The sequence below is a fragment of the Mycetocola miduiensis genome (assembly GCF_900115155.1).
GTDB classification, from domain to species: Bacteria; Actinomycetota; Actinomycetes; order Actinomycetales; family Microbacteriaceae; genus Mycetocola_A; species Mycetocola_A miduiensis.
The window spans coordinates 19,609-37,929 of record NZ_FOVM01000012.1; the positions used below are offsets into that span (position 1 = coordinate 19,609).

Below are 18,321 nucleotides of genomic sequence, written 5' to 3' on the forward strand. Positions count from 1 at the left end.
TCAGTGTGAATGCGCAACCGAACAACCCAGCAGATGTCGAGCTCGAGATAACCAACGTAGCCCACGGCGGTGTCTTCGTCGCGCGGCTCGAGGGCCGCGTGGTCTTCGTCGCCGACACGGTGCCGGGGGAGCGGGTTCGCGCCAGGATCACCGAGTCGTCGAAGAAGAGTTTCTGGCGCGCGGAGACGGTCGAGGTACTGGATGCCTCCCCGCACCGCCAGTCCCACGTCTGGGCATCGGCGTCGGTCGACGTCACCCCGGCCGACCGTGCTGGCGGGGCCGAATTCGGTCACATCGAGCTGTCGCACCAGCGGGAACTCAAGCGGCAGGTGCTCGCCGACTCGCTGCAGCGGTTCGCGGGGGTCGAGAGCGACGTCCAGGTCGAAGCGGTGCCAGGAGACGACGAGCGTGACGGACTGGCCTGGCGCACGCGCGTGAGCCTGCACGTCGATAAGGAAGGCAACGTCGGGCCTTATGCCGCCCGCAGCCACCGGGTGATCCGGGTCGGCGACCTTCCCCTCGCGACCGACGAGGTGGCATCCGCCGCCCCTCTCGACCAGCAGTTCCGCGGTGCGGAATCGGTCGACATCGTGGCGCCGAGCAGCACCCAGAGCGCACGGATCGTCGTGCGGGAGCCGGTGAAGAAAGGCGTGAGCCCGGCGAACCGACGGGAGCAGACCATCATCGAACGTGTCGGTGACCGTGACTTCTTCCTCGATGAGGGCGGGTTCTGGCAGGTGCACCGGTCGGCGGCTGAACTGCTCACCGGCGTCGTCCAGTCGACCATCGACGAGGCACTTTTCGACCCGCGCGCCGCGAACCTCGACCTCTACGGCGGGGTGGGCCTTCTCGCCGCGGCGGTCGGCGACAAGTTCGGCAGCACCACACGCATCACGAGCGTCGAGTCGTCGGCGCGCGCAACGGACCACGCCGCGGAGAACCTCTCCGACTGGATCGGCGCGCAGAGCATCACCGCACGGGTCGACGCGTACCTGCGCGGCCTCGTCGCGACGTCGAGTGCAGCAGAGCGCGCGCGGCTCGCCGCCGGAACCGTCGTTCTCGACCCGCCCCGCTCCGGCGCAGGAAAAGAGGTCGTCGCGAGCCTCGCCGAACTGCGGCCAGCCCAACTCGTCTACGTGGCCTGCGACCCGGTCGCGTTGTCTCGCGACATCGGACTGTTCGCCGCGGAGGGGTACCAGCTGACGTCGCTGCGCGCCTTCGACCTGTTCCCGCACACGCACCACCTCGAATCGATTGCGCTCCTCACCCGATGAACGCGTCATCTCGTCCGAAAGCGGCCGCTGGCCCCATACGATTGGCCTTGTGGTGCGAATAGCGGTTATCGATGATCATGAGTCCGTGCGGATGGGCCTGACGGCCGTCTGCGAGTCCGCTGGGCACTCTGTTGTGCACAGCGTGTCAACGGTGCATGAATTCGTCACCGAAGCGGGCGGGGTTCCCTGCGACGTCGTCGTGCTCGACCTCAACCTCGGCGACGGCAGCAACATCACCGACAACGTCCGTGCCGTGCACAGCTCCGGCTCGGCCGTTCTGATCCACTCCATCGCCGATCGGGTCGCGTCGGTCCGCGAGGCGCTCGCCGCCGGGGCGGCAGGTGTCATCCCGAAGTCGGCGCCGACGGATGCCGTCGTGGCGGCGATCGAGACCGTCGCGAGCGGTGAGGCACTCAACAACCTCGAGTGGGCGAGCGCCATCGACGCAGACGGTGACTTTAGCCGCGCCCAGCTCGGACGCCGTGAACGCGACGTCCTGCACCTGTACGCCTCAGGCCTCCCGATGAAGGATGTCGCCGTGCAGCTCGGTATCGCGCCTTCGACGGTGAAGGAATACCTCGACCGGATCCGCGGCAAGTACGTGGAGATCGGCCGCCCGGCGCCGACGAAGGTCGACCTTCTGCGCCGCGCCGTCGAGGACGGCATCCTGCCCGAGCTCAACCCTGGCTCCGGTGATGACCACTGACCGGCAGCGGTCAGGGGCGATCTTCTCGCCCATTCCGCGTGGTCCCGTTCTCGACCACCTCGACCGGGTCGCGAAAGACGCGGCCCACACCCAACCTCGCTTCAGCGTGGCGCGGATCGAACGGCTGATAGCCCGCTCCATCAGCCTCATCGCGCTCGTTTTCGGGGCCCAAACCCTCAGCATCGCCCTCGGCGCCGGCGTCATCGTGCCGGGGCCGCTCGGCCTGGTGTACCTCGTCGGCCTTCACGGCCTTCTCCTCATCGTCATCATCGCCGGCGTAGATGCGAGGCTCCAACGGGTGGCGAACATCGCATTCGCGGTCTCGTACCTGGTTGCGGTCGCCTACTGGCCGATCGCGACGGATGGCGCATCGGCGGCATCCCGGGTGGAACCGTGGACCTGGTACCTGTGCGCGATAGCCTGCGGCTGCATCTCGCAAGCGGTCCGGCCGTGGCTTGCCACCGTCTACATCGTGGTGACACCGGCGGTATACGGCTTTGCGCGTGTCGTCGACACGAACGGGGCGATCGAGCACCTCGATATCGCCGTCCAGGATGCCCTCTACGGCACGATGATCGGGCTCGTCATCATGGTGCTCATCATCACGTTCCGCCGGGCGGCGCGAGCTGTCGACGAGGCGCGATCCGCCGCGTTTGCCCGCTATGACGAGGCGGTGAGGCAGCACGCCCTCGAAGTCGAACGAATCGAAGTCGACGGCCTCGTCCACGACACCGTGCTGGCCTCGCTGCAGGCGGCCGAGCGTGCGTCGACTCCCGAACAGGCCATGGCCGCCGTCGCCATGGCCAGCGATGCGATCAGCCGCCTCGCTGCCCTGGACCCACCGGCCGGGAACTCCTCCCAGATGATCACTATTGAGTGGCTCATCGACCTGCTCCGGCAGCATGCCGTGCACCTCGACACGCCGTTCGAGGTCACCGTCCGCGGCCCCGTCGGGCACAGCATCCCGTTCCGTGTCGCTGAGAGCCTGTACCTGGCCACTGCGCAGGCGATGACGAACAGCATCCAGCATGCCGGGGAGACGGGTTGGCGCAGCGTCGCCGTCGAGGTCGGAGACGACAGGATCGTCCATGTGTGCGTGCGCGACGACGGGGCGGGATTCGACCCGGCAGCGGTGCACACCGACCGGCTCGGCCTGCGGGTGTCGATCATCGAACGTGTCGTGGCGGTCGGCGGCACCGTCGAGCTTCGTTCGCGCCCTGGGGCTGGCACGAGCGTCAGCATCCGCTGGTGCGAGAAAGACGCGGCAAAAGACATCGCCGTGCTCGAGGCGTCGGGCGGGGGAACGGCGTCATGATCTCTCTCGACCGGTACACGATGATCGCACTCGCGGCCGCGTTCTCCTTCTACCACGTCGTTCGCGGCATGCTTACGCTGCCCCAGGCGGATTCGCCGTGGCCGAGCATCGTGGCGATGGTGCTCTACCTGGTGGCCACCCTCCTCGCGCTGTGGCCGTCGAGTCCGACGACAATGCCCCTGTGGCTCGCCGCTTTCTGCCTAGCGACGGCCGTCTCCGTTCCGCTTCTCGTCACCAGCCAGCTCGACCCGACAGCCAACAACGGGTACGCGACCTGGCACGTGTCGGCGATCGGCACGCTCATGACGATCACGGTCGTACGGCGACGGGAACTGTTCGGCTGGATCGGCGTAGGTTTCCTCACCGTCCAGTCGATCCTGTGGTGCGGGATCAGCACATCCATGGAGATCGGGGTGACCGGCAGCCTGACGTGGGTGTTCGTCGCCGGCGTCCTGACCCGTTCGCTCGCGAAGGTCGGGCATGACGCCGAGACCCTCACCGTCGCCGAGCAGGAGGCCGCGAAATGGCAGGCTGCCCAGGACGCCCACGAGCAGGAGCGACGGGCGAGGCTGGAGCAGACAGGCAGGCGGGCCCTCCCGATCCTCCGTGACATCATCCTCGCCGGCGGCGAACTGAGCGAGTCGCAGCGGATCGAATCCCGGGTCCTCGAAGCCGGGCTGCGTGACGAGATCAGGGGCAGGCGGCTTCTCAACGACCGGGTACGGAGCAGCGTGCTCGCCGCCCGCAGGCGCGGAACCACGGTGAGCATGCTCGACGAGGGCACCCTTGACTTCGTCCGGGATGCCGAACTCGATGCGATCCTCGGCGCTGTTGCCGACGCCATCGACCGCACGGAGGCGGATCGCCTGATCGTCCGCACAGCGCCGGCCGATTCCGACGTCGCCGTCACCGTCGTGGCGCTCAGCACATCCACGGATCCCGAGGAACCCGGCGACTCCGTGCGGCTGTGGCTTGAGATTCCGCGTTCGATGTCGGTGGACGCCGGCTGACGGCACCCGCGCTGATGGCATCCGTGCCGACAGTATCCGTGGTGACGGAATCCACGCCGACGGGTTAACGGCAGAAGGGCCGGCTTTGTCAGCCGGCCCTTCTGAATCCCCGGGTCAGGGCACTAACCCGAATAATGCTCTGACCCGCCCCCAAACGCCGCTACTACCCTAATTCGAGCGAATCGTCTGGTGGTGCAACCCTCTAAGAGAGACACCTTGCGCTCTCATTCTGGAGGGGAAGTACTTGTGGCCGCTAGTCGGCTCTTTGGGGGACCGTCAGGCGGAGAAGTTCCGCCACTGTCCTGGGCCGGCCATGAGGGGCGTGCGCAGGATACGGGTGCTGCGCTGCCAAGCGGAGGGGCCGTGCGACAGGACGGCGTCAGCGCCGGCAGATTCCTCGACGACAGCGGCGGTCAGGACGGCGGTGACCGCCGCTATCTCCGCAGGTGTCGGCGAACCGCGCAGAACCCTGACGTTGACGCCGTCGTCTGATTCCTCGGTGACGAACGGGCCCGGCCGCGCCGGCACGCCGCGCTTCGGACGCCGCTCGATCGATTCCTGCCCGGTCACAGCGGGATGTTCCCATGCTTCTTTGGCGGGAGGCTCGCCCGCTTGCCCTTGAGCGAGCGCAGCGCCTTGATCACAGCGACGCGTGTTGCGGCCGGTTCGATGACGCCGTCGAGTTCGCCGCGTTCGGCCGCGAGGAACGGGCTCGCCACGTTGTAGGTGTACTCGTTTGCGAGCTTCGTGCGCACGGCTGCGACGTCTTCGCCTGCTGCCTCGGCGCGCTTGATCTCACCGCGGTAGAGGATGTTGACCGCGCCCTGCCCGCCCATGACCGCGATCTCCGCTGTCGGCCAGGCCAGGTTGATGTCAGCACCGAGCTGCTTCGACCCCATCACGATGTACGCGCCGCCGTACGCCTTACGGAGGATCACGGTGACGAGCGGGACAGTGGCTTCGGCGTAGGCGTAGAGCAGTTTCGCGCCACGGCGGATGACACCCGTCCACTCCTGGTCGGTGCCCGGCAGGTAGCCGGGAACGTCGACGAGGGTGAGGATCGGGATGCTGAAGGCGTCGCAGAAACGCACGAAACGGGACGCCTTCTCGCCGGCTTCGATGTTGAGGGTGCCGGCCATCGCGTTCGGCTGGTTCGCGATGATGCCGACCGTGCGTCCCTCGACCCGGGCAAAACCGATGACAATATTCGGGGCGAACAACGGCTGTACCTCGAGGAAGTCACCCGAGTCGACGACGTGCTCGATGACCGTTGTCACGTCGTACGGCTGGTTGGGGGAGTCGGGGATGATCGTGTTCAGCTTGCGGTCGGCATCCGTCGTCTCCAGCTCGACGTCGCTCTCGTAGACGGGAAGCTCGGCGAGGTTGTTGTCCGGCAGGAAGCCGACCAGGGTGCGGGCGTAGTCGAGGGCATCCGACTCGTCGCTGGCGAGGTAGTGTGCGACACCGGAGCGGGTGTTGTGCGTGAGCGCTCCACCGAGCTCCTCCATGCCGACGTCTTCGCCGGTGACGGTCTTGATCACGTCGGGGCCGGTGACGAACATCTGGCTGGTCTTGTCGACCATGATGACGAAGTCGGTGAGGGCGGGCGAGTAGACGGCGCCGCCCGCTGCCGGGCCCATGATGATCGAGATCTGCGGGATGACGCCGGATGCCGCGGTGTTGCGGCGGAAGATCTCGCCGTACTTGCCGAGGGCGACGACGCCCTCCTGGATCCGGGCACCGCCGGAGTCGAGCATCCCGATGATCGGAACGCCGGTCTTGAGGGCGTGGTCCATGATCTTGATGATCTTCTCGCCCGCGACCTCGCCGAGCGACCCGCCGAAGATGGTGAAGTCCTGGGAGTACACGGCGACCTGGCGTCCATGGATCGTTCCGGTGCCAGTGACGACCGCGTCACCGTACGGGCGCGACTTCTCCATGCCGAAGGCGTGGGTGCGGTGCCGGACGAACTCGTCCAGTTCGACGAAGCTGCCCGGGTCGAGGAGCTCCGTGATCCGCTCGCGGGCGGTCATCTTGCCCTTGGCGTGCTGCTTGGCGACCGCAGCCTCACCGGACGCCGTGACGGCTTCGTGGTAGCGCTGCTTCAGATCGGCGAGTTTCCCGGCCGTCGTGTACAGGTCGGGCGCATCGGATTGAGTAGCTGCGTTCTCGGTCACCTCTTCACTCTAGTGTGCAGGGATATCGCCATACCGTTGGCGGATGCCTACAACGAGCCTCGCCCGGTCTTGGAGATTAGCGGCGCGTATCGTGGTGCCATGACATCCAGCTTGCCCCGTTCAGCCGCCGTCTCAACCCGCCTCGAGATCCTCGAGGAGACCCCGTCGACGAACGACGTTCTCGTCTCAGCCGCTGCGGATGCCGACGGCTGGCCCGACTTCTCGGTCGTCGTCACCGACACGCAGACGCATGGGCGCGGGCGCCTCGGACGGGTCTGGGTCAGCCCACCCGGCACCACCCTCGCCGTGTCCGTCCTCGTGCGCGCCGACGCGTCACTCCGCATCGACGCGCTCGGCTGGTTGCCGCTCGCCGCAGGGCTCGCGATGACCCGCGCCGTCCGGGAAGCGCTCCCCGGCCGCGACGACGTGTCGTTGAAATGGCCGAACGACGTCCTTGTCGGGGGCAGGAAGATCAGCGGCGTCCTCTCGGAGCTCGTCGTTGGAGCGGTGCCGAGCGTCGTCGTCGGCGCCGGCGTAAACCTGACCATGACCGAGGAGCAGCTGCCGGTTCCGACCGCAACCTCCCTCGTCCTCGCCGGGGCGGAGCATCCGGATCCCGACGCTGTGCTCTCGGCCTACCTTCGCGAGTTCCGCGGGCTGGTTGATTCGTTCCGCGCGGCCGGTGGGGATGCGCAGGCGAGCGGCCTCCAGGCCGCGGTGACCGAGGCCTGCGGCACCGTCGGTTCCCGGGTGAACGTCGAACTGCCCGGCGGGAACATCCTCGCGGGGATTGCCAGGGGAATCGATGCGTCCGGGCGCATCCTCGTGCAGGCGGACGGTTCTCCCGACCTCACCCCGGTGTCCGCCGGCGACGTCACCCACCTGCGCGCTCGCTGATCGCTGCGGCGGCCGCACCTCGGTCGACATTGGCTGAAGTCGGGCTCGTTTTTCGACCGTCAGCGACCGAGCAGCAAACCGTCCAGCCAATAGTGACCGAGCCGCAGAAGAACCGGAGCCGGGAAACGGCCGGGCAGCGGCGGTGCAGTCGGGGCAGCAGCCCGGCCGGTGATAGGAATGAAGCATGGCAGAGTATCCGAGCGCCGCAGCGAGCCTGCCCCCAGACGCCTCTCGACCCGTTGTCCCCACGGAACGCGTCATCGCCCGGCTCCGCCCTCACGCGCGCTCCCTGTTCTGGCCGGCCCTGGTGCTGATCGCACTGCCCGGCGCGACGATCTACGCGGTCGCTCTGTTTCCCGAACTGTGGCAGCACGTCCTGTTCGTGGTCGCCGCCATCCTGCTCTTTGTGCTGCTCGTCCTGTTCCCGTACATCGCCTGGCTCAACCACCGGTGCACCATTACGACGCGGCGGGTGATCGCCCGCCGCGGGTTCTTCGTCCGTGAACGCAGGGAGATCTTCCACAGCCGTGGCTACCATGTCACGCTCAAGCAGAGCTGGTTGCAGAGCGCATTGGGCTCAGGAGACATCCACATCAGCTCAGGTGTCGAGAAGTCGCTCGTCCTCCGCGATGTTCCCGGCGCTGCCGAGGTTCTGGAGACGCTGCACGAACTGATCGAGCGCAACCAGATCGTCCTGACCAGTCATGCCGGTTCGCCAGGGACGGCGACCGCCGCGTTCTGACCTGCCGGAACGGCATCCGGGCGAACGACGGATGCTCCGCGGTTCGGCGAGAACACCCAGTAACGGTAGAGGGTGAAACGGAACACGGCGCCGAGGGCGAGACCGACGACGTTCGCCGAGATGTTGTCGGCGAGCACCGAGGTGAACCCGAGCACATAGTGCGACACCCAGAGGCAGCCGAGGCCGATGCCCATGCCGGCGAGCGACACGGCGAAGAATTCCATGCCCTCGCGGGCGGTGTCCGAGCGGCGGTCGCTCGCGAAGGTCCAGTAGCGGTTGCCCAGCCAGTTGGTGACGATCGCGAGCAGGGTGGAGATGGCCTTGGCGAGAAGCGGGCCCGCGTCAAGGTTCTCCGGCGCGAGGAGCGTGAGCCGGAGCGCGTTGAACACCGTGAGGTCCACGAGCAGGCCGGCCGCTCCGACGAGCCCGAATTGCGACACCTGCACCAGGAGCCGACGCACCCGGCCGGGCGGCGCTGCTGCGGTCATGTCCTGCTCCGTTTTCGACAAGGGCCGGTTGATGTCGTACTTCGAGCAAGGCACCATGCGCGAAGATAGGCTGGGTAAGCAGTTTATGCGACCTCCCACCGGGGACCGCTGGGAGGTCCCTGCTCACGCAAGCAAAAATTTACCCGCTGGGAGGCGACGGCCGTGGTTCGTGTTGGTGTAATTGGCGGCGGACAGCTTGCCCGGATGATGATCCCCGCGGCAGTGAACCTCGGCATCGACCTTCGCGTACTCGCCGAAGCCGATGGGATGTCCGCACAGCTCGCCGCAACGGCTGTGGGGGACTACCACGACGTGGATGTCGTCCTCGCCTTCGCCAAAGAGGTCGACGTGGTCACCTTCGATCACGAACACGTTCCCCAGGATGTGCTCCGGGCGCTCGTCGACGCGGGCATCCCGGTGCACCCGGGTCCGGACGCTCTGCTTTACGCTCAGGACAAACTGCTGATGAGGCAGAAGCTCAGCGACCTCGGCCTCCCTGTGCCGGTGTGGGCCCGGGTGGAAACCGAGGCCGACCTGCAGGCGTTCCTCGACGCGAACGGCGGTCACGCCGTCGTGAAGACCCCCCGCGGCGGGTACGACGGCAAAGGTGTCCGGGTCGTCTCCGCCGCCCACGAAGCGAGCGACTGGTTCACCGTCCTGGCGGAGCATGGCGCAGGCGATGCCCTCCTCGTCGAAGAGCTCGTCGACTTCCGCAGGGAACTGGCCCAACTGTCCGCCCGCCGCCCGTCGGGTGAGCTCGTGCTCTGGCCCGTCGTCGAGTCCATCCAGCGCGACGGCGTGTGCGCCGAAGTGATCGCGCCCGCGCCGGGATTCGCCATCCGGATCGCGGATGTCGCCGCCCAGATCGCGACGGACGTTGCCACCGGGCTCGGCGTCACCGGTGTCTTCGCGGTGGAGCTCTTCGAAACCGCGGACGATCGGCTACTGGTGAACGAACTCGCCATGCGCCCGCACAACTCGGGGCACTGGACGCAGGATGGTTCGACCACGAGCCAGTTCGAACAACACCTCCGCGCTGTGCTCGACCTCCCGCTCGGCGCGACCGGATGCACCGAACCGCACACCGTCATGGTGAACATCCTCGGCGGACCCAGAGAAGGCGCGCTGTCCGACCGGTACCCCGGAGCGATGAGCGCCCACCCCACCGCGAAGATCCACAACTACGGCAAGGACCCCCGTCCCGGCCGCAAAGTGGGCCACGTCAACGCGAGCGGTACGGAACTCGACGTCGTCGCCTATGAAGCGCGCGCCGCAGCGGCGTTTCTTCAGGACTGACATTTAGCATGGACCTCATGCCATTCCACGATTCAGTGCGTCCCCGTGTCGGCGTTGTCATGGGCAGCGATTCCGACTGGTCGGTTATGGCTGCAGCGAGCGAGGTCCTCTCCGCGTTCGGAGTCGACCACGAGGTCGAGGTCGTGAGCGCCCACCGCACGCCCGAGAAGATGATCGCCTACGGACGGGATGCAGTCTCCCGCGGCCTTAAAGTAATCATCGCGGGCGCGGGCGGCGCAGCGCACCTGCCTGGCATGCTGGCATCCGTCACGACGCTTCCCGTGATCGGCGTTCCCGTTCCGCTCGCGAAACTCGATGGTCTCGACTCCTTGCTCTCGATCGTGCAGATGCCCGGTGGCATCCCCGTGGCGACCGTCTCGATCGGCGGCGCGAAGAACGCCGGACTGCTTGCGGTGCGGATCCTCGCGACGGCCGATGAGGAGCTCTCCGCGAAGCTTGCCGCCTATTCGACAGACCTCGCCGAGCAGGTTGAAGCGAAGAACCGGGCGCTCAAGCTCCAGCTATGAGCGCATCCCTCGAGAGTCCGATCCGCTACCCGGATGTGGGCGCCCCCCAACTGATGACGCGTCGAGCCTGGTGGCTGGTCGCGCTGAACTTTCTCATTCCCGGCTCCGCCCAGGTGCTCGCCGGCAACCGCAAACTAGGACGGATCGGTCTCGCCGCGACGCTCACGATGTGGGTTCTTGCTGCGTTCGCGATCGTGGCGTACCTGCTCTGGCGTTCCGCCATCCTGTCCGTCCTCACGAACTCGTTCGCCCTCACCGCCGCACAGGCCCTTCTGGCGGCGTATGCCGTGCTGTGGTTCGTGCTGACCGTCGACACGTTGCGACTCGTGCGGCTGGTTCGGGCGGCGCCCGGTTCGCGGTTCTGGATCGCTGCATTCGCGGTGTTCCTCCTGGTGGCATCCGTGGGCACCCCGACCATCGGGGCGTACTACGCCGGGGTGACCAGGGGAACCCTGCAGTCGATCTTCGGTTCGGGCGCGGCATCGGTGCCGCCGGTCGACGGCCGGTACAACGTCCTGCTTCTCGGCGGTGACGCCGGCCCCGACCGCGAGGGGCTCCGCCCGGACAGCATCTCCGTCGTGTCGATCGACGCAGAAACCGGCCGGGTCACGATGATCGGGCTGCCGAGGGACATGCGCAAGGTGCCGTTCTCCGCGGACTCGCCGATGGCCGAGCTGTATCCGAACGGATTCCGCAACTGCGACGTCAGTGCGTGCAAACTCAACGCTGTGTACACCGAAGCCGAGTTGCGCCACCAGGATCTCTATTCGGATGCCGCATCGACGGGGTCGACGCCGGGGATCGAAGCGACGAAGGAAGCGGCCGAGGGTATCACGGGGCTGGAGATCCAGTACTACGCCCTCGTCGATATGCAGGGTTTCGCCGACCTCATCGACGCCCTCGGCGGTGTGAAGGTGACGGTGAAGGAACGACTGCCGATCGGTGGTGACGAGAATCTGGTCGGCGTGGTGGAGTGGATCCAGCCCGGACCCCAGACCCTCGATGGTTACCACGCGCAGTGGTATGCCCGTTCGCGGCACTCGACGAATGACTTCGACCGGATGGAACGGCAGCGCGAGCTGCAGGCCGCAATTCTTCAGCAGTTCACACCGGCGAACGTGCTCACGAAGTTCCAGGCGATCGCGCAGGCCGGAACCCAGGTGGTGAAAACCGATGTCCCCCAGGACATGCTCGGCTACTTCACGAACCTCGCGATGAAATCCAAGGAACAGCCGATCAGCTCAGTCGAGCTGACGCCCGCGAACAACATCGACCAGGATGCCCCCGATTTCGATGACATCCGCGCGCTGATCCAGGCGGACCTCAACCCGCCGACCCCCACACCGGCCCCTGAGGGCTAGCCGGACGGCCCGGTCGCCGCTGAGCCTCCTCAGCGTTGACCGGCCCGGACTTACAGGTCCGCGTGGAGCGCCCAGACCCGCTCGGCGGAGTCTCGCCAACTGAACGCCCGCGCCCTGTCGTGTCCGACGATGCGCATCCGAGCGGCTTTCTGGGGGTCGCCGAGAACGGATGCCACGGCATCCGCCAGCCGTTCGGCGTACCCGTTCTTGCCCCGCTCCACGGCAACGCCTGCGCCGCCGGACACCTCCATGAGGGCGGGATCATCGGAGTGCACGACGGGGATGCCAAAGGAGAACGCCTCGACCATCGGGAGCCCGAACCCCTCCTGCAGGCTCGGGTAGACGAAGACGCTGGCCCGGGAGAGCACGACCGCGAGGTCGGCGTCGGAGAGGTAACCGAGCGCGCGAATGCGGCCCTCAGGAAGGCCGGCTTCGTCGGCGACGACGGCGAGGGACAGCTCGCCCCAGGTGTCCGGTCCAAGCACGAGGACCGGAAGGTCCGGTGCGCCGGGTTCGCCGAGCCCGCTGATGAGCTGGGTGATGCCCCGGCGCGGATCCAGCGACCCCACGGTGACGATGTACTCGTCTGGCAGGTCGAGTTTGCTCGCCCGCCAGTCGGCGTCCGCCGGAAGGGTGAGACCTGATGCGACAGCACCGGGGATGACGCGAACTCGATCGCCGAAGTCGACGATGTCAGCGAGCTGTTCGGCGACAGCGTGAGTCGGCACCACGATGGCATCCGCGTGCTTCTTCGCCCGCTTCATCATCGTTTTGTGCCAAGCGACGTTCGTCGGGGTGAGGGACTTCGAATGCGTCCACGGAAGGGTGTCGTGGATGGTCACGATCATCTGCGTCCCGTCGAACTCGCGTTCATGCCTGCGCAACGGAGCCAGGAGCGTGGGGGAGTGGATCATCCCCGAACCGAGCGTCGGTACGATGCCAAGCTGCCAGGCCCCGGCAAGCTCACGGCGGGGAAGTGTGGTCCTGTGCAGCGCTGCGAGGCCCGGAAGGGCTTCCTCAACGGCGGCGATCTTGTCGGGTGGGAGCGCCGAGACGATCCCCTCAACGGCGCACCCCTTAGGAGCGGTCTGGATCAGAGCCCTCGCGAGCTCCTCGGTGTAGCGGGCGATGCCGCTCGGCAGCGGTGTGACCATCTGATCGACGATGACCCTCAGCGTTGTTGTCACTAGTCCTCGCTCTTGCTGAGTCGAAGCGGGTCGCCCAATTCGAGGCATACGAACGGCCAAGCGATGAGATCCCGCAATGTATTTCCTTTGTGAGGTGCTGCTCGATTCTAATTGCTCGTCGTGCATCGCCCTCGCAGAGTGCCCGGACGTGGCGACTCGGGCTGCAGAATCCGGTCCGGGCCTCGACGGTACACTGGGGAATACTATGCGCGGAATTATTCTCGCCGGCGGGTCCGGCACACGTTTGTGGCCGATCACCAAGGGCATTTCGAAGCAACTGATGCCGATCTACGACAAGCCGATGATCTACTACCCGTTGTCGACGCTCATGATGGCGGGAATTAAAGAGATTCTGATCATCACGACGCCCGAGTACAACGAGCAGTTCAGGGCGTTGCTCGGAGACGGAAGCGAACTCGGGATCACGCTCGAGTACGCGGTGCAGCCCTCACCTGATGGGCTCGCGCAGGCCTTCATCATCGGCGAGGAATTCATCGGAGACGAAAGCGTCGCGCTCGTCCTCGGCGACAACATCTTCCACGGAACCGGTCTTGGGTCCGCTCTTCGCGACCACGGGCAGATCGACGGCGCGCTCATTTTCGCGTACCACGTCTCCAATCCGACCTCATACGGTGTTGTCGAGTTCGACGACAACTTCACCGCGCTCTCCATCGAGGAGAAGCCGGTGACGCCGAAAAGCAACTATGCGGTGCCCGGCTTGTACTTCTACGACAATTCCGTCGTCGAGGTCGCCAAGACCATCGAGCCGAGCGCCCGTGGGGAACTCGAGATCTCGACGATCAACGAGCGCTACCTCCAGTCGGGCAAACTCCAGGTCCAGGTGCTGGATCGCGGAACGGCGTGGCTCGACACGGGAACATTCGAATCCATGATGCAGGCTTCCGAATACGTGCGCGTGATCGAAGACCGGCAGGGCTTCAAGGTTGGCTGCATCGAAGAGATCGCCTGGCGCGCGGGCTGGATCGACGACGGGCAGCTGGCTCTTCTGGCCGCTCCGCTGGTGAAAAGCGGGTACGGATCGTACCTGGGCACCCTCCTTACGGCGACCAAGCGGCGGTTCTAGAGGCGGGAACGTCTCAACACGAGTCGCAGCCGGAGGTTGAGCCCCAAATGGATCGCTGCCCTCACGGGCGCCAGCCATCTCGCGGAGTACTTCCGATCGAGGTAGCGGAGTGCGCTGTCGTGATGGGCACGGAGCATTCTCGAGGGGTCAGACGAGGTCGACTGAGCGCCGTAGTGCGTCGCTGAGGCTCGTGGAAGGTAGTCATTCGTCCAGCCCGCTTTGGCAAGCCGGTAGCCGAGATCCACATCTTCGAAATACATGAAGTAGCTTTCGTCGAATCCGCCCACCTGTTCGAAGGCGGACCTGCGAACCATCATGCAGGAGCCGGAGAGCCAACCGGCGTGTCGAGCCTCATCATTCGTGATCGCTTCTGCCCGGTACCGACGCGACCACGGGTTCTCTGGCCACACCCGCGAGAAGATGGCATGGCCGATCCCTGTCCTCAGGGAGGGAAGAGCCCGCGCCGACGGATACGTCGTGCCGTCGGCATTGAGGATCCGAGGGCCGACAGCCGCGGTCTCGGGGTGGTCACGGAGCCAGATCGCCAATTCGCTCACCAGCCCGCGCCCGAAGGCGACATCCGGGTTCGAAATCAGGATTGTGTCGATCGACGGGTCCAGCCGCCGGACGGCAGCGTTCACCGCTCCTCCATAACCCAGGTTGGTTTCGAGGCTCAGGAATTCGGCGTTGTGCTCGCTGGCGATGCGCTCCGTCGCCTCTCCCTCAGGCGAAGCATTCTCAACGACACACACCGGAATGTCGACCTGTTCCGAGTCGCCCACTGAGCCCAGAAACGCCGAAAGCTGGTTGGCCGAATTAAAGGTCACGGTCACGATTGCCGTGGATTCGAGGGGCGTGTTGGACATCGGCACAAGTCTAGTCGCGCGGCATGCTGGCGGCTGTGTCGGGCGACCCCTCAGAATCGATCTTCCCAGCCTTGCTAAACTGTGCCGTTGGGTGATCCGGTCAGCGCGACCTTTCGTGCATCATCGCCCTCGATCAGTTAGGACATCCAAGACAGTGGTCAAAATTCTGCAGACGGCTCGACGATCATGGCGTTTGGTCCGCGATGAGGGGATTGTCACCTTTGCGGGACGGGTGTTCGCGAAATTGTCGTCGATGCTCATCCGCCAGACTGTCGAGAACAACGGGTCAGTCGGTGGCATGCTCGTCGACACCAAGGATGCCGCGCTGGTCGACTGGACGGAACCCGCTGAGCGGCTGCTGAACCCGGTCACCGTCACAGACCGGCCTCTGAACATCGCCTGGATCATGTCCCCGCCGGGCCGCGAGAGCGGTGGGCACCAAAACCTCTTCCGGTTCATCAAGTACGCGGAAAACGCGGGCCACAAGTGCTCGATCTATTTCTACTCGACGCAGAGCCTCGTCCCGAGCGTCCGCGAGACGAAAGCGATGGTGGCCGAGTCGACCGCGTACGCCAACGTGTCAGCGTCGATGCACAACTACGATCGGGCCGTCGGCGTCCCGGCCGACACCGACGCCCTGTTCGCGACCGGCTGGGAGACCGCGTATCCGGCCTTCCTCGACGCATCGAACGCCCGTCGGTTCTATTTCGTGCAGGACTACGAGCCCAGCTTCTACCCGCTCGGTTCTGAGGCGATCCTCGCCGAGAACACGTACAAATTCGGTTTCCACGGCATCACCGCAGGGGGCTGGCTGTCTCACAAGTTGAGCAGGGACTACGGGATGACATGCGATTCATTCGAATTCGGTGTCGACAAGACGCACTATTCGGTGACGAATCTGCGGAAGCGCAACGAGGTATTCTTCTACGCGCGACCGGTGACGGCCAGGCGCGCGTTCGAGTTGGGTGTCATCGCACTCACCGATTTCGCCCAGATGCGGCCTGACGTGACGATCAACCTCGCGGGGTGGGACGTCTCCAATTGGGACATCCCGTTCAAATACCGAAACCTGGCCAGCCTGGATCTGAAGCAACTCAACTCCGTCTACAACCGCTGCGCGGCCGGGCTCGTCCTCTCTCTGACCAATATGTCGCTCCTTCCCCTCGAATTGATGTCGAGCGGCGTCGCGCCTGTCGTCAACGACGGCCCCAACAATCGCATGGTGTCCGACAACCCATACATCGAATACGTGCAGCCGGCGCCGAAGGCGCTCGCCAGGAGGATGGCAGAGGTCATGGACCGGCCGGACGCGGTTGACCGTTCGGTCGCGATGTCGGCCTCTGTGCTCAACGTGAACTGGGAAGACTCAGGCGCTCAATTCAACGACGCACTCCGAAGGGCAATGCGTGGCTAAGGCGCTCGTCATTGGAGCAAACGGCTTCATCGGTTCCCATCTCGTCGACGCGCTCGTGTCTGCGGGGCACGAGGTGACGGCGTTCGACCGGTTCAGTTCCCAGGAACCGACATTCGACGCAGTGGGCGTCAGGCTGTTTCGAGGGGAGTTTCTGAGTCGCTCAGACCTCGAAGAAGCCGTCGCCGGCCAGGACATCGTTTTCCACTTCCTGTCGACGACGTCGCCTGCTACCGCTGAGAGCGATCCCACCCTCGACATTCGGACGAACATAGCGCAAACGGTCGAGTTGCTTGAGGCGTGCGCCGCCGCGAAGATCCAACACTTCTACTTCGCCTCAACAGGGGGCGCGATCTACGGCCCGCAAGGTAAGGAACGGTATTCGGAAGAGGACCGCGCCCTGCCCATCTCGCCATACGGAATCGGCAAGCTCGCCATCGAGCACTACCTGAGTTACTTCGAGGCCCGCTACGGCCTACAGTCGACGATCCTGCGTATCTCCAACCCATACGGGACGCGACAGCACCCCAACCGGAGGCAAGGGCTCATACCGATTGCACTACGGCAGATTGCTGCCGGTCAGCCTGTTCTCCAGTACGGCGACGGTTCGATGGTCCGCGACTATGTCTTCGTCGAGGACCTCGTGCACATGATCGTTCCGATGGTGGAACGCGACACGCGCCATCGGCTCTACAACCTCGGCAGCGGTGGCGGACAGAGCATCGCTGACATCCTCGAGTCGCTGCGCCGGGTGACCGGAGTGAGCTTCGCCGTCGAAGTGCGAGCCACGCCAAGCACATTTGTGGACAAGGTCGTTTTGGACACGTCACGGATGACCGAGGAATTCGGTACCCCTGAGCTCACTCGTCTCGATGAAGGTGTCGCGGCAACCTGGTCGGAGATTCTGGAGAACCCGTAGTGACTGAATCATCTGAAGGAACACGCCCATTGTTGACGGTCGCTGTGCTGACCTACAACGGCGAGACCTACCTGGAACGGATCCTCAGCCAGTTGCGGGCGCAGCTCCTGGACGGCGGCATCGAGATCCTCGTCGTCGACTCCGGATCGACCGATGACACGCTTGCGATCGTGAAGAAGTTCCCAGAGGTCCGGTTGCATCAGATCCCCAATGCCGAGTTCGGCCACGGGAGGACTCGAAACCTTGCGGCTCAATTGGCTCGGGGGGAGTTCGTCGCGTTCCTGACACACGACGCGATCCCTTTGACGCACACGTGGGCCCGCGAGATGCTCGCGCCATTCGCGATCTCTCCAAAGATCGTTGCCGTGATGGGAAAGCAGGTGCCCCGCACCGGATCCTTCCCCTTGATGAAGTATGAGATCAATGGGATGTTCTCCGGTTTCGGACCTGACTTCGGCACGTCGGTTTTCTACCACGATGAGTTCATCCAGGACGAGGGCGTCCTGAGTGCTGTGAGTTTCTACTCGGATGTGAACTCCGTCGCGCGCCGGGACTTCCTGGTGGAGACGATCCCATACCGGGACGTGCCGTATGCCGAGGACCAGCTCTTCGGGCGGGATCTCGTGACCGCCGGATACATCAAGGCGTACGCGCCCAGGGGAGCGGTCGAGCACTCCAACGACCTCACCCTGGCTGAGTTTCGCAAACGCATCTTCGACGAGACAGTCGGGCTGCGTGGCATCGGCACACCTATCCCTGAAATGACCGTTCGAACCCAATGGCGGCTGACGATGCGAGGGGTTCTGGGTGATACTGCCCGCATCCTGCGGGACGGCCAGTTCAGCTGGAAGAGGAAGCTGTACTGGCTCGCCGTCAACCCTGCATTTCAGGTGACGAAGTGGCACAGCTACCGGAAGTCAACGACCGTCGATCTGCTTGACCAGGACAGCCTGCGGGCTGGGTCGCTCGAGCACTCCCGCAAGCGGTAGAGATCGAGCCTGACGTCCGTGTGGGCGCGTCGCGCCCACACGGACGTCCCGGTCCCCGGTCGCCTGGAACCA

At 65.4% G+C, this 18,321-nt stretch carries 18 protein-coding genes; 13 read left to right on the plus strand and 5 right to left on the minus strand.

Annotation, left to right across the window (positions count from 1 at the left end; genetic code table 11):
• The first annotated feature begins 5 nt into the window (after nucleotides 1–5).
• From BM197_RS15540 to BM197_RS15555, 4 genes are read left to right on the plus strand one after another with little or no spacing between them, the layout of a single operon-like run.
• Nucleotides 6–1,274 carry a class I SAM-dependent RNA methyltransferase gene (locus BM197_RS15540; RefSeq protein WP_090713176.1) on the plus strand — a complete coding sequence of 423 codons (1,269 nt, stop codon included), beginning with the start codon at nucleotides 6–8 and terminating at the stop codon, nucleotides 1,272–1,274.
• A 49-nt stretch (nucleotides 1,275–1,323) separates the two neighbouring features.
• Complete coding sequence (locus BM197_RS15545) at nucleotides 1,324–1,980, plus strand: response regulator transcription factor (protein WP_090713178.1); 657 nt, start codon at nucleotides 1,324–1,326, stop codon at nucleotides 1,978–1,980.
• Entirely contained in the window at nucleotides 1,970–3,295 is a 1,326-nt protein-coding gene (locus tag BM197_RS15550; protein ID WP_090713179.1) for a sensor histidine kinase, read from the plus strand. The genes BM197_RS15545 and BM197_RS15550 overlap by 11 nt, the downstream gene beginning before the upstream one ends.
• Nucleotides 3,292–4,305, plus strand: a complete 1,014-nt coding sequence (locus BM197_RS15555; RefSeq protein ID WP_090713181.1) for a hypothetical protein — start codon at nucleotides 3,292–3,294, stop codon at nucleotides 4,303–4,305. The genes BM197_RS15550 and BM197_RS15555 overlap by 4 nt, the downstream gene beginning before the upstream one ends.
• A 276-nt stretch (nucleotides 4,306–4,581) precedes the next feature.
• Here BM197_RS15555 and BM197_RS15560 read toward each other — a convergent pair whose 3' ends face one another.
• Together BM197_RS15560 and BM197_RS15565 are read right to left on the minus strand one after the other, a co-directional pair.
• Nucleotides 4,582–4,875, minus strand: coding sequence for an acyl-CoA carboxylase epsilon subunit (locus BM197_RS15560; protein ID WP_245762579.1), 294 nt, complete (start codon nucleotides 4,873–4,875; stop codon nucleotides 4,582–4,584).
• Complete coding sequence (locus BM197_RS15565) at nucleotides 4,872–6,482, minus strand: acyl-CoA carboxylase subunit beta (protein WP_090713184.1); 1,611 nt, start codon at nucleotides 6,480–6,482, stop codon at nucleotides 4,872–4,874. The genes BM197_RS15560 and BM197_RS15565 overlap by 4 nt, the downstream gene beginning before the upstream one ends.
• 99 nt (nucleotides 6,483–6,581) lie before the next feature.
• Here BM197_RS15565 and BM197_RS15570 point away from each other — a divergent pair, with 99 nt between their 5' ends.
• Both BM197_RS15570 and BM197_RS15575 read left to right on the plus strand, forming a co-directional pair.
• Nucleotides 6,582–7,379 (plus strand): biotin--[acetyl-CoA-carboxylase] ligase, encoded by a 798-nt coding sequence (locus BM197_RS15570; RefSeq protein WP_090713186.1) that lies wholly within the window; start codon nucleotides 6,582–6,584, stop codon nucleotides 7,377–7,379.
• Between the two features lie 184 nt (nucleotides 7,380–7,563).
• Complete coding sequence (locus BM197_RS15575; RefSeq protein WP_090713188.1) at nucleotides 7,564–8,121, plus strand: PH domain-containing protein; 558 nt, start codon at nucleotides 7,564–7,566, stop codon at nucleotides 8,119–8,121.
• Here the strand turns inward: BM197_RS15575 and BM197_RS15580 are convergent.
• Entirely contained in the window at nucleotides 8,082–8,609 is a 528-nt protein-coding gene (locus BM197_RS15580; protein WP_090713190.1) for a GtrA family protein, read from the minus strand. The two genes, BM197_RS15575 and BM197_RS15580, sit on opposite strands and share 40 nt — an antisense overlap.
• Before the next feature lie 162 nt (nucleotides 8,610–8,771).
• On the opposite strand from BM197_RS15580, the gene BM197_RS15585 reads away from it, so the two are divergent.
• The 3 genes from BM197_RS15585 to BM197_RS15595 are packed head-to-tail and all read left to right on the plus strand — an operon-like array spanning nucleotide 8,772 to nucleotide 11,793.
• Nucleotides 8,772–9,905 (plus strand): 5-(carboxyamino)imidazole ribonucleotide synthase, encoded by a 1,134-nt coding sequence (locus BM197_RS15585; protein WP_090713192.1) that lies wholly within the window; start codon nucleotides 8,772–8,774, stop codon nucleotides 9,903–9,905.
• 17 nt (nucleotides 9,906–9,922) lie between these two features.
• A complete protein-coding gene (purE, locus tag BM197_RS15590) occupies nucleotides 9,923–10,432 on the plus strand; it encodes a 5-(carboxyamino)imidazole ribonucleotide mutase (RefSeq protein WP_090713265.1) in 510 nt (169 codons plus the stop codon).
• A complete protein-coding gene (locus tag BM197_RS15595) occupies nucleotides 10,429–11,793 on the plus strand; it encodes an LCP family protein (protein WP_090713194.1) in 1,365 nt (454 codons plus the stop codon). The genes purE and BM197_RS15595 overlap by 4 nt, the downstream gene beginning before the upstream one ends.
• Before the next feature lie 50 nt (nucleotides 11,794–11,843).
• Here the strand turns inward: BM197_RS15595 and BM197_RS15600 are convergent, their stop codons facing one another.
• Complete coding sequence (locus BM197_RS15600) at nucleotides 11,844–12,980, minus strand: glycosyltransferase family 4 protein (protein ID WP_245762581.1); 1,137 nt, start codon at nucleotides 12,978–12,980, stop codon at nucleotides 11,844–11,846.
• A 205-nt stretch (nucleotides 12,981–13,185) separates the two neighbouring features.
• Between BM197_RS15600 and rfbA the strand changes: the two genes are divergently transcribed.
• Nucleotides 13,186–14,064 (plus strand): glucose-1-phosphate thymidylyltransferase RfbA, encoded by an 879-nt coding sequence (gene rfbA / locus BM197_RS15605; protein ID WP_090713198.1) that lies wholly within the window; start codon nucleotides 13,186–13,188, stop codon nucleotides 14,062–14,064.
• Here rfbA and BM197_RS15610 read toward each other — a convergent pair.
• Complete coding sequence (locus BM197_RS15610; protein ID WP_245762582.1) at nucleotides 14,061–14,930, minus strand: glycosyltransferase family 2 protein; 870 nt, start codon at nucleotides 14,928–14,930, stop codon at nucleotides 14,061–14,063. The genes rfbA and BM197_RS15610 overlap by 4 nt on opposite strands.
• 253 nt (nucleotides 14,931–15,183) lie before the next feature.
• Between BM197_RS15610 and BM197_RS15615 the strand changes: the two genes are divergently transcribed.
• From BM197_RS15615 to BM197_RS15625, 3 genes are read left to right on the plus strand one after another with little or no spacing between them, the layout of a single operon-like run.
• Entirely contained in the window at nucleotides 15,184–16,344 is a 1,161-nt protein-coding gene (locus tag BM197_RS15615; protein WP_090713202.1) for a rhamnosyltransferase WsaF family glycosyltransferase, read from the plus strand.
• Entirely contained in the window at nucleotides 16,337–17,260 is a 924-nt protein-coding gene (locus BM197_RS15620) for an NAD-dependent epimerase/dehydratase family protein (RefSeq protein ID WP_090713203.1), read from the plus strand. The genes BM197_RS15615 and BM197_RS15620 overlap by 8 nt, the downstream gene beginning before the upstream one ends.
• Nucleotides 17,260–18,249: a glycosyltransferase family 2 protein gene (locus BM197_RS15625; protein ID WP_245762583.1), complete on the plus strand. Its 990-nt coding sequence runs from the start codon at nucleotides 17,260–17,262 to the stop codon at nucleotides 18,247–18,249. Before BM197_RS15620 ends, BM197_RS15625 begins: the two co-directional genes overlap by 1 nt.
• Nucleotides 18,250–18,321 lie beyond the last annotated feature (72 nt).

What these genes read in the sequence shown, in the direction of transcription:
- BM197_RS15550 (WP_090713179.1), top strand. Translation starts at nt 1,970, where the DNA reads ATGACCACTGACCGGCAGCGGTCAGGGGCGATCTTCTCGCCCATTCCG.
- BM197_RS15555 (WP_090713181.1), top strand. Translation starts at nt 3,292, where the DNA reads ATGATCTCTCTCGACCGGTACACGATGATCGCACTCGCGGCCGCGTTC.
- BM197_RS15570 (WP_090713186.1), top strand. Translation starts at nt 6,582, where the DNA reads ATGACATCCAGCTTGCCCCGTTCAGCCGCCGTCTCAACCCGCCTCGAG.
- BM197_RS15575 (WP_090713188.1), top strand. Translation starts at nt 7,564, where the DNA reads ATGGCAGAGTATCCGAGCGCCGCAGCGAGCCTGCCCCCAGACGCCTCT.
- BM197_RS15580 (WP_090713190.1), bottom strand. Translation starts at nt 8,609, where the DNA reads ATGACCGCAGCAGCGCCGCCCGGCCGGGTGCGTCGGCTCCTGGTGCAG.
- purE (WP_090713265.1), top strand. Translation starts at nt 9,923, where the DNA reads ATGCCATTCCACGATTCAGTGCGTCCCCGTGTCGGCGTTGTCATGGGC.
- BM197_RS15595 (WP_090713194.1), top strand. Translation starts at nt 10,429, where the DNA reads ATGAGCGCATCCCTCGAGAGTCCGATCCGCTACCCGGATGTGGGCGCC.
- rfbA (WP_090713198.1), top strand. Translation starts at nt 13,186, where the DNA reads ATGCGCGGAATTATTCTCGCCGGCGGGTCCGGCACACGTTTGTGGCCG.
- BM197_RS15610 (WP_245762582.1), bottom strand. Translation starts at nt 14,930, where the DNA reads ATGTCCAACACGCCCCTCGAATCCACGGCAATCGTGACCGTGACCTTT.
- BM197_RS15615 (WP_090713202.1), top strand. Translation starts at nt 15,184, where the DNA reads ATGCTCATCCGCCAGACTGTCGAGAACAACGGGTCAGTCGGTGGCATG.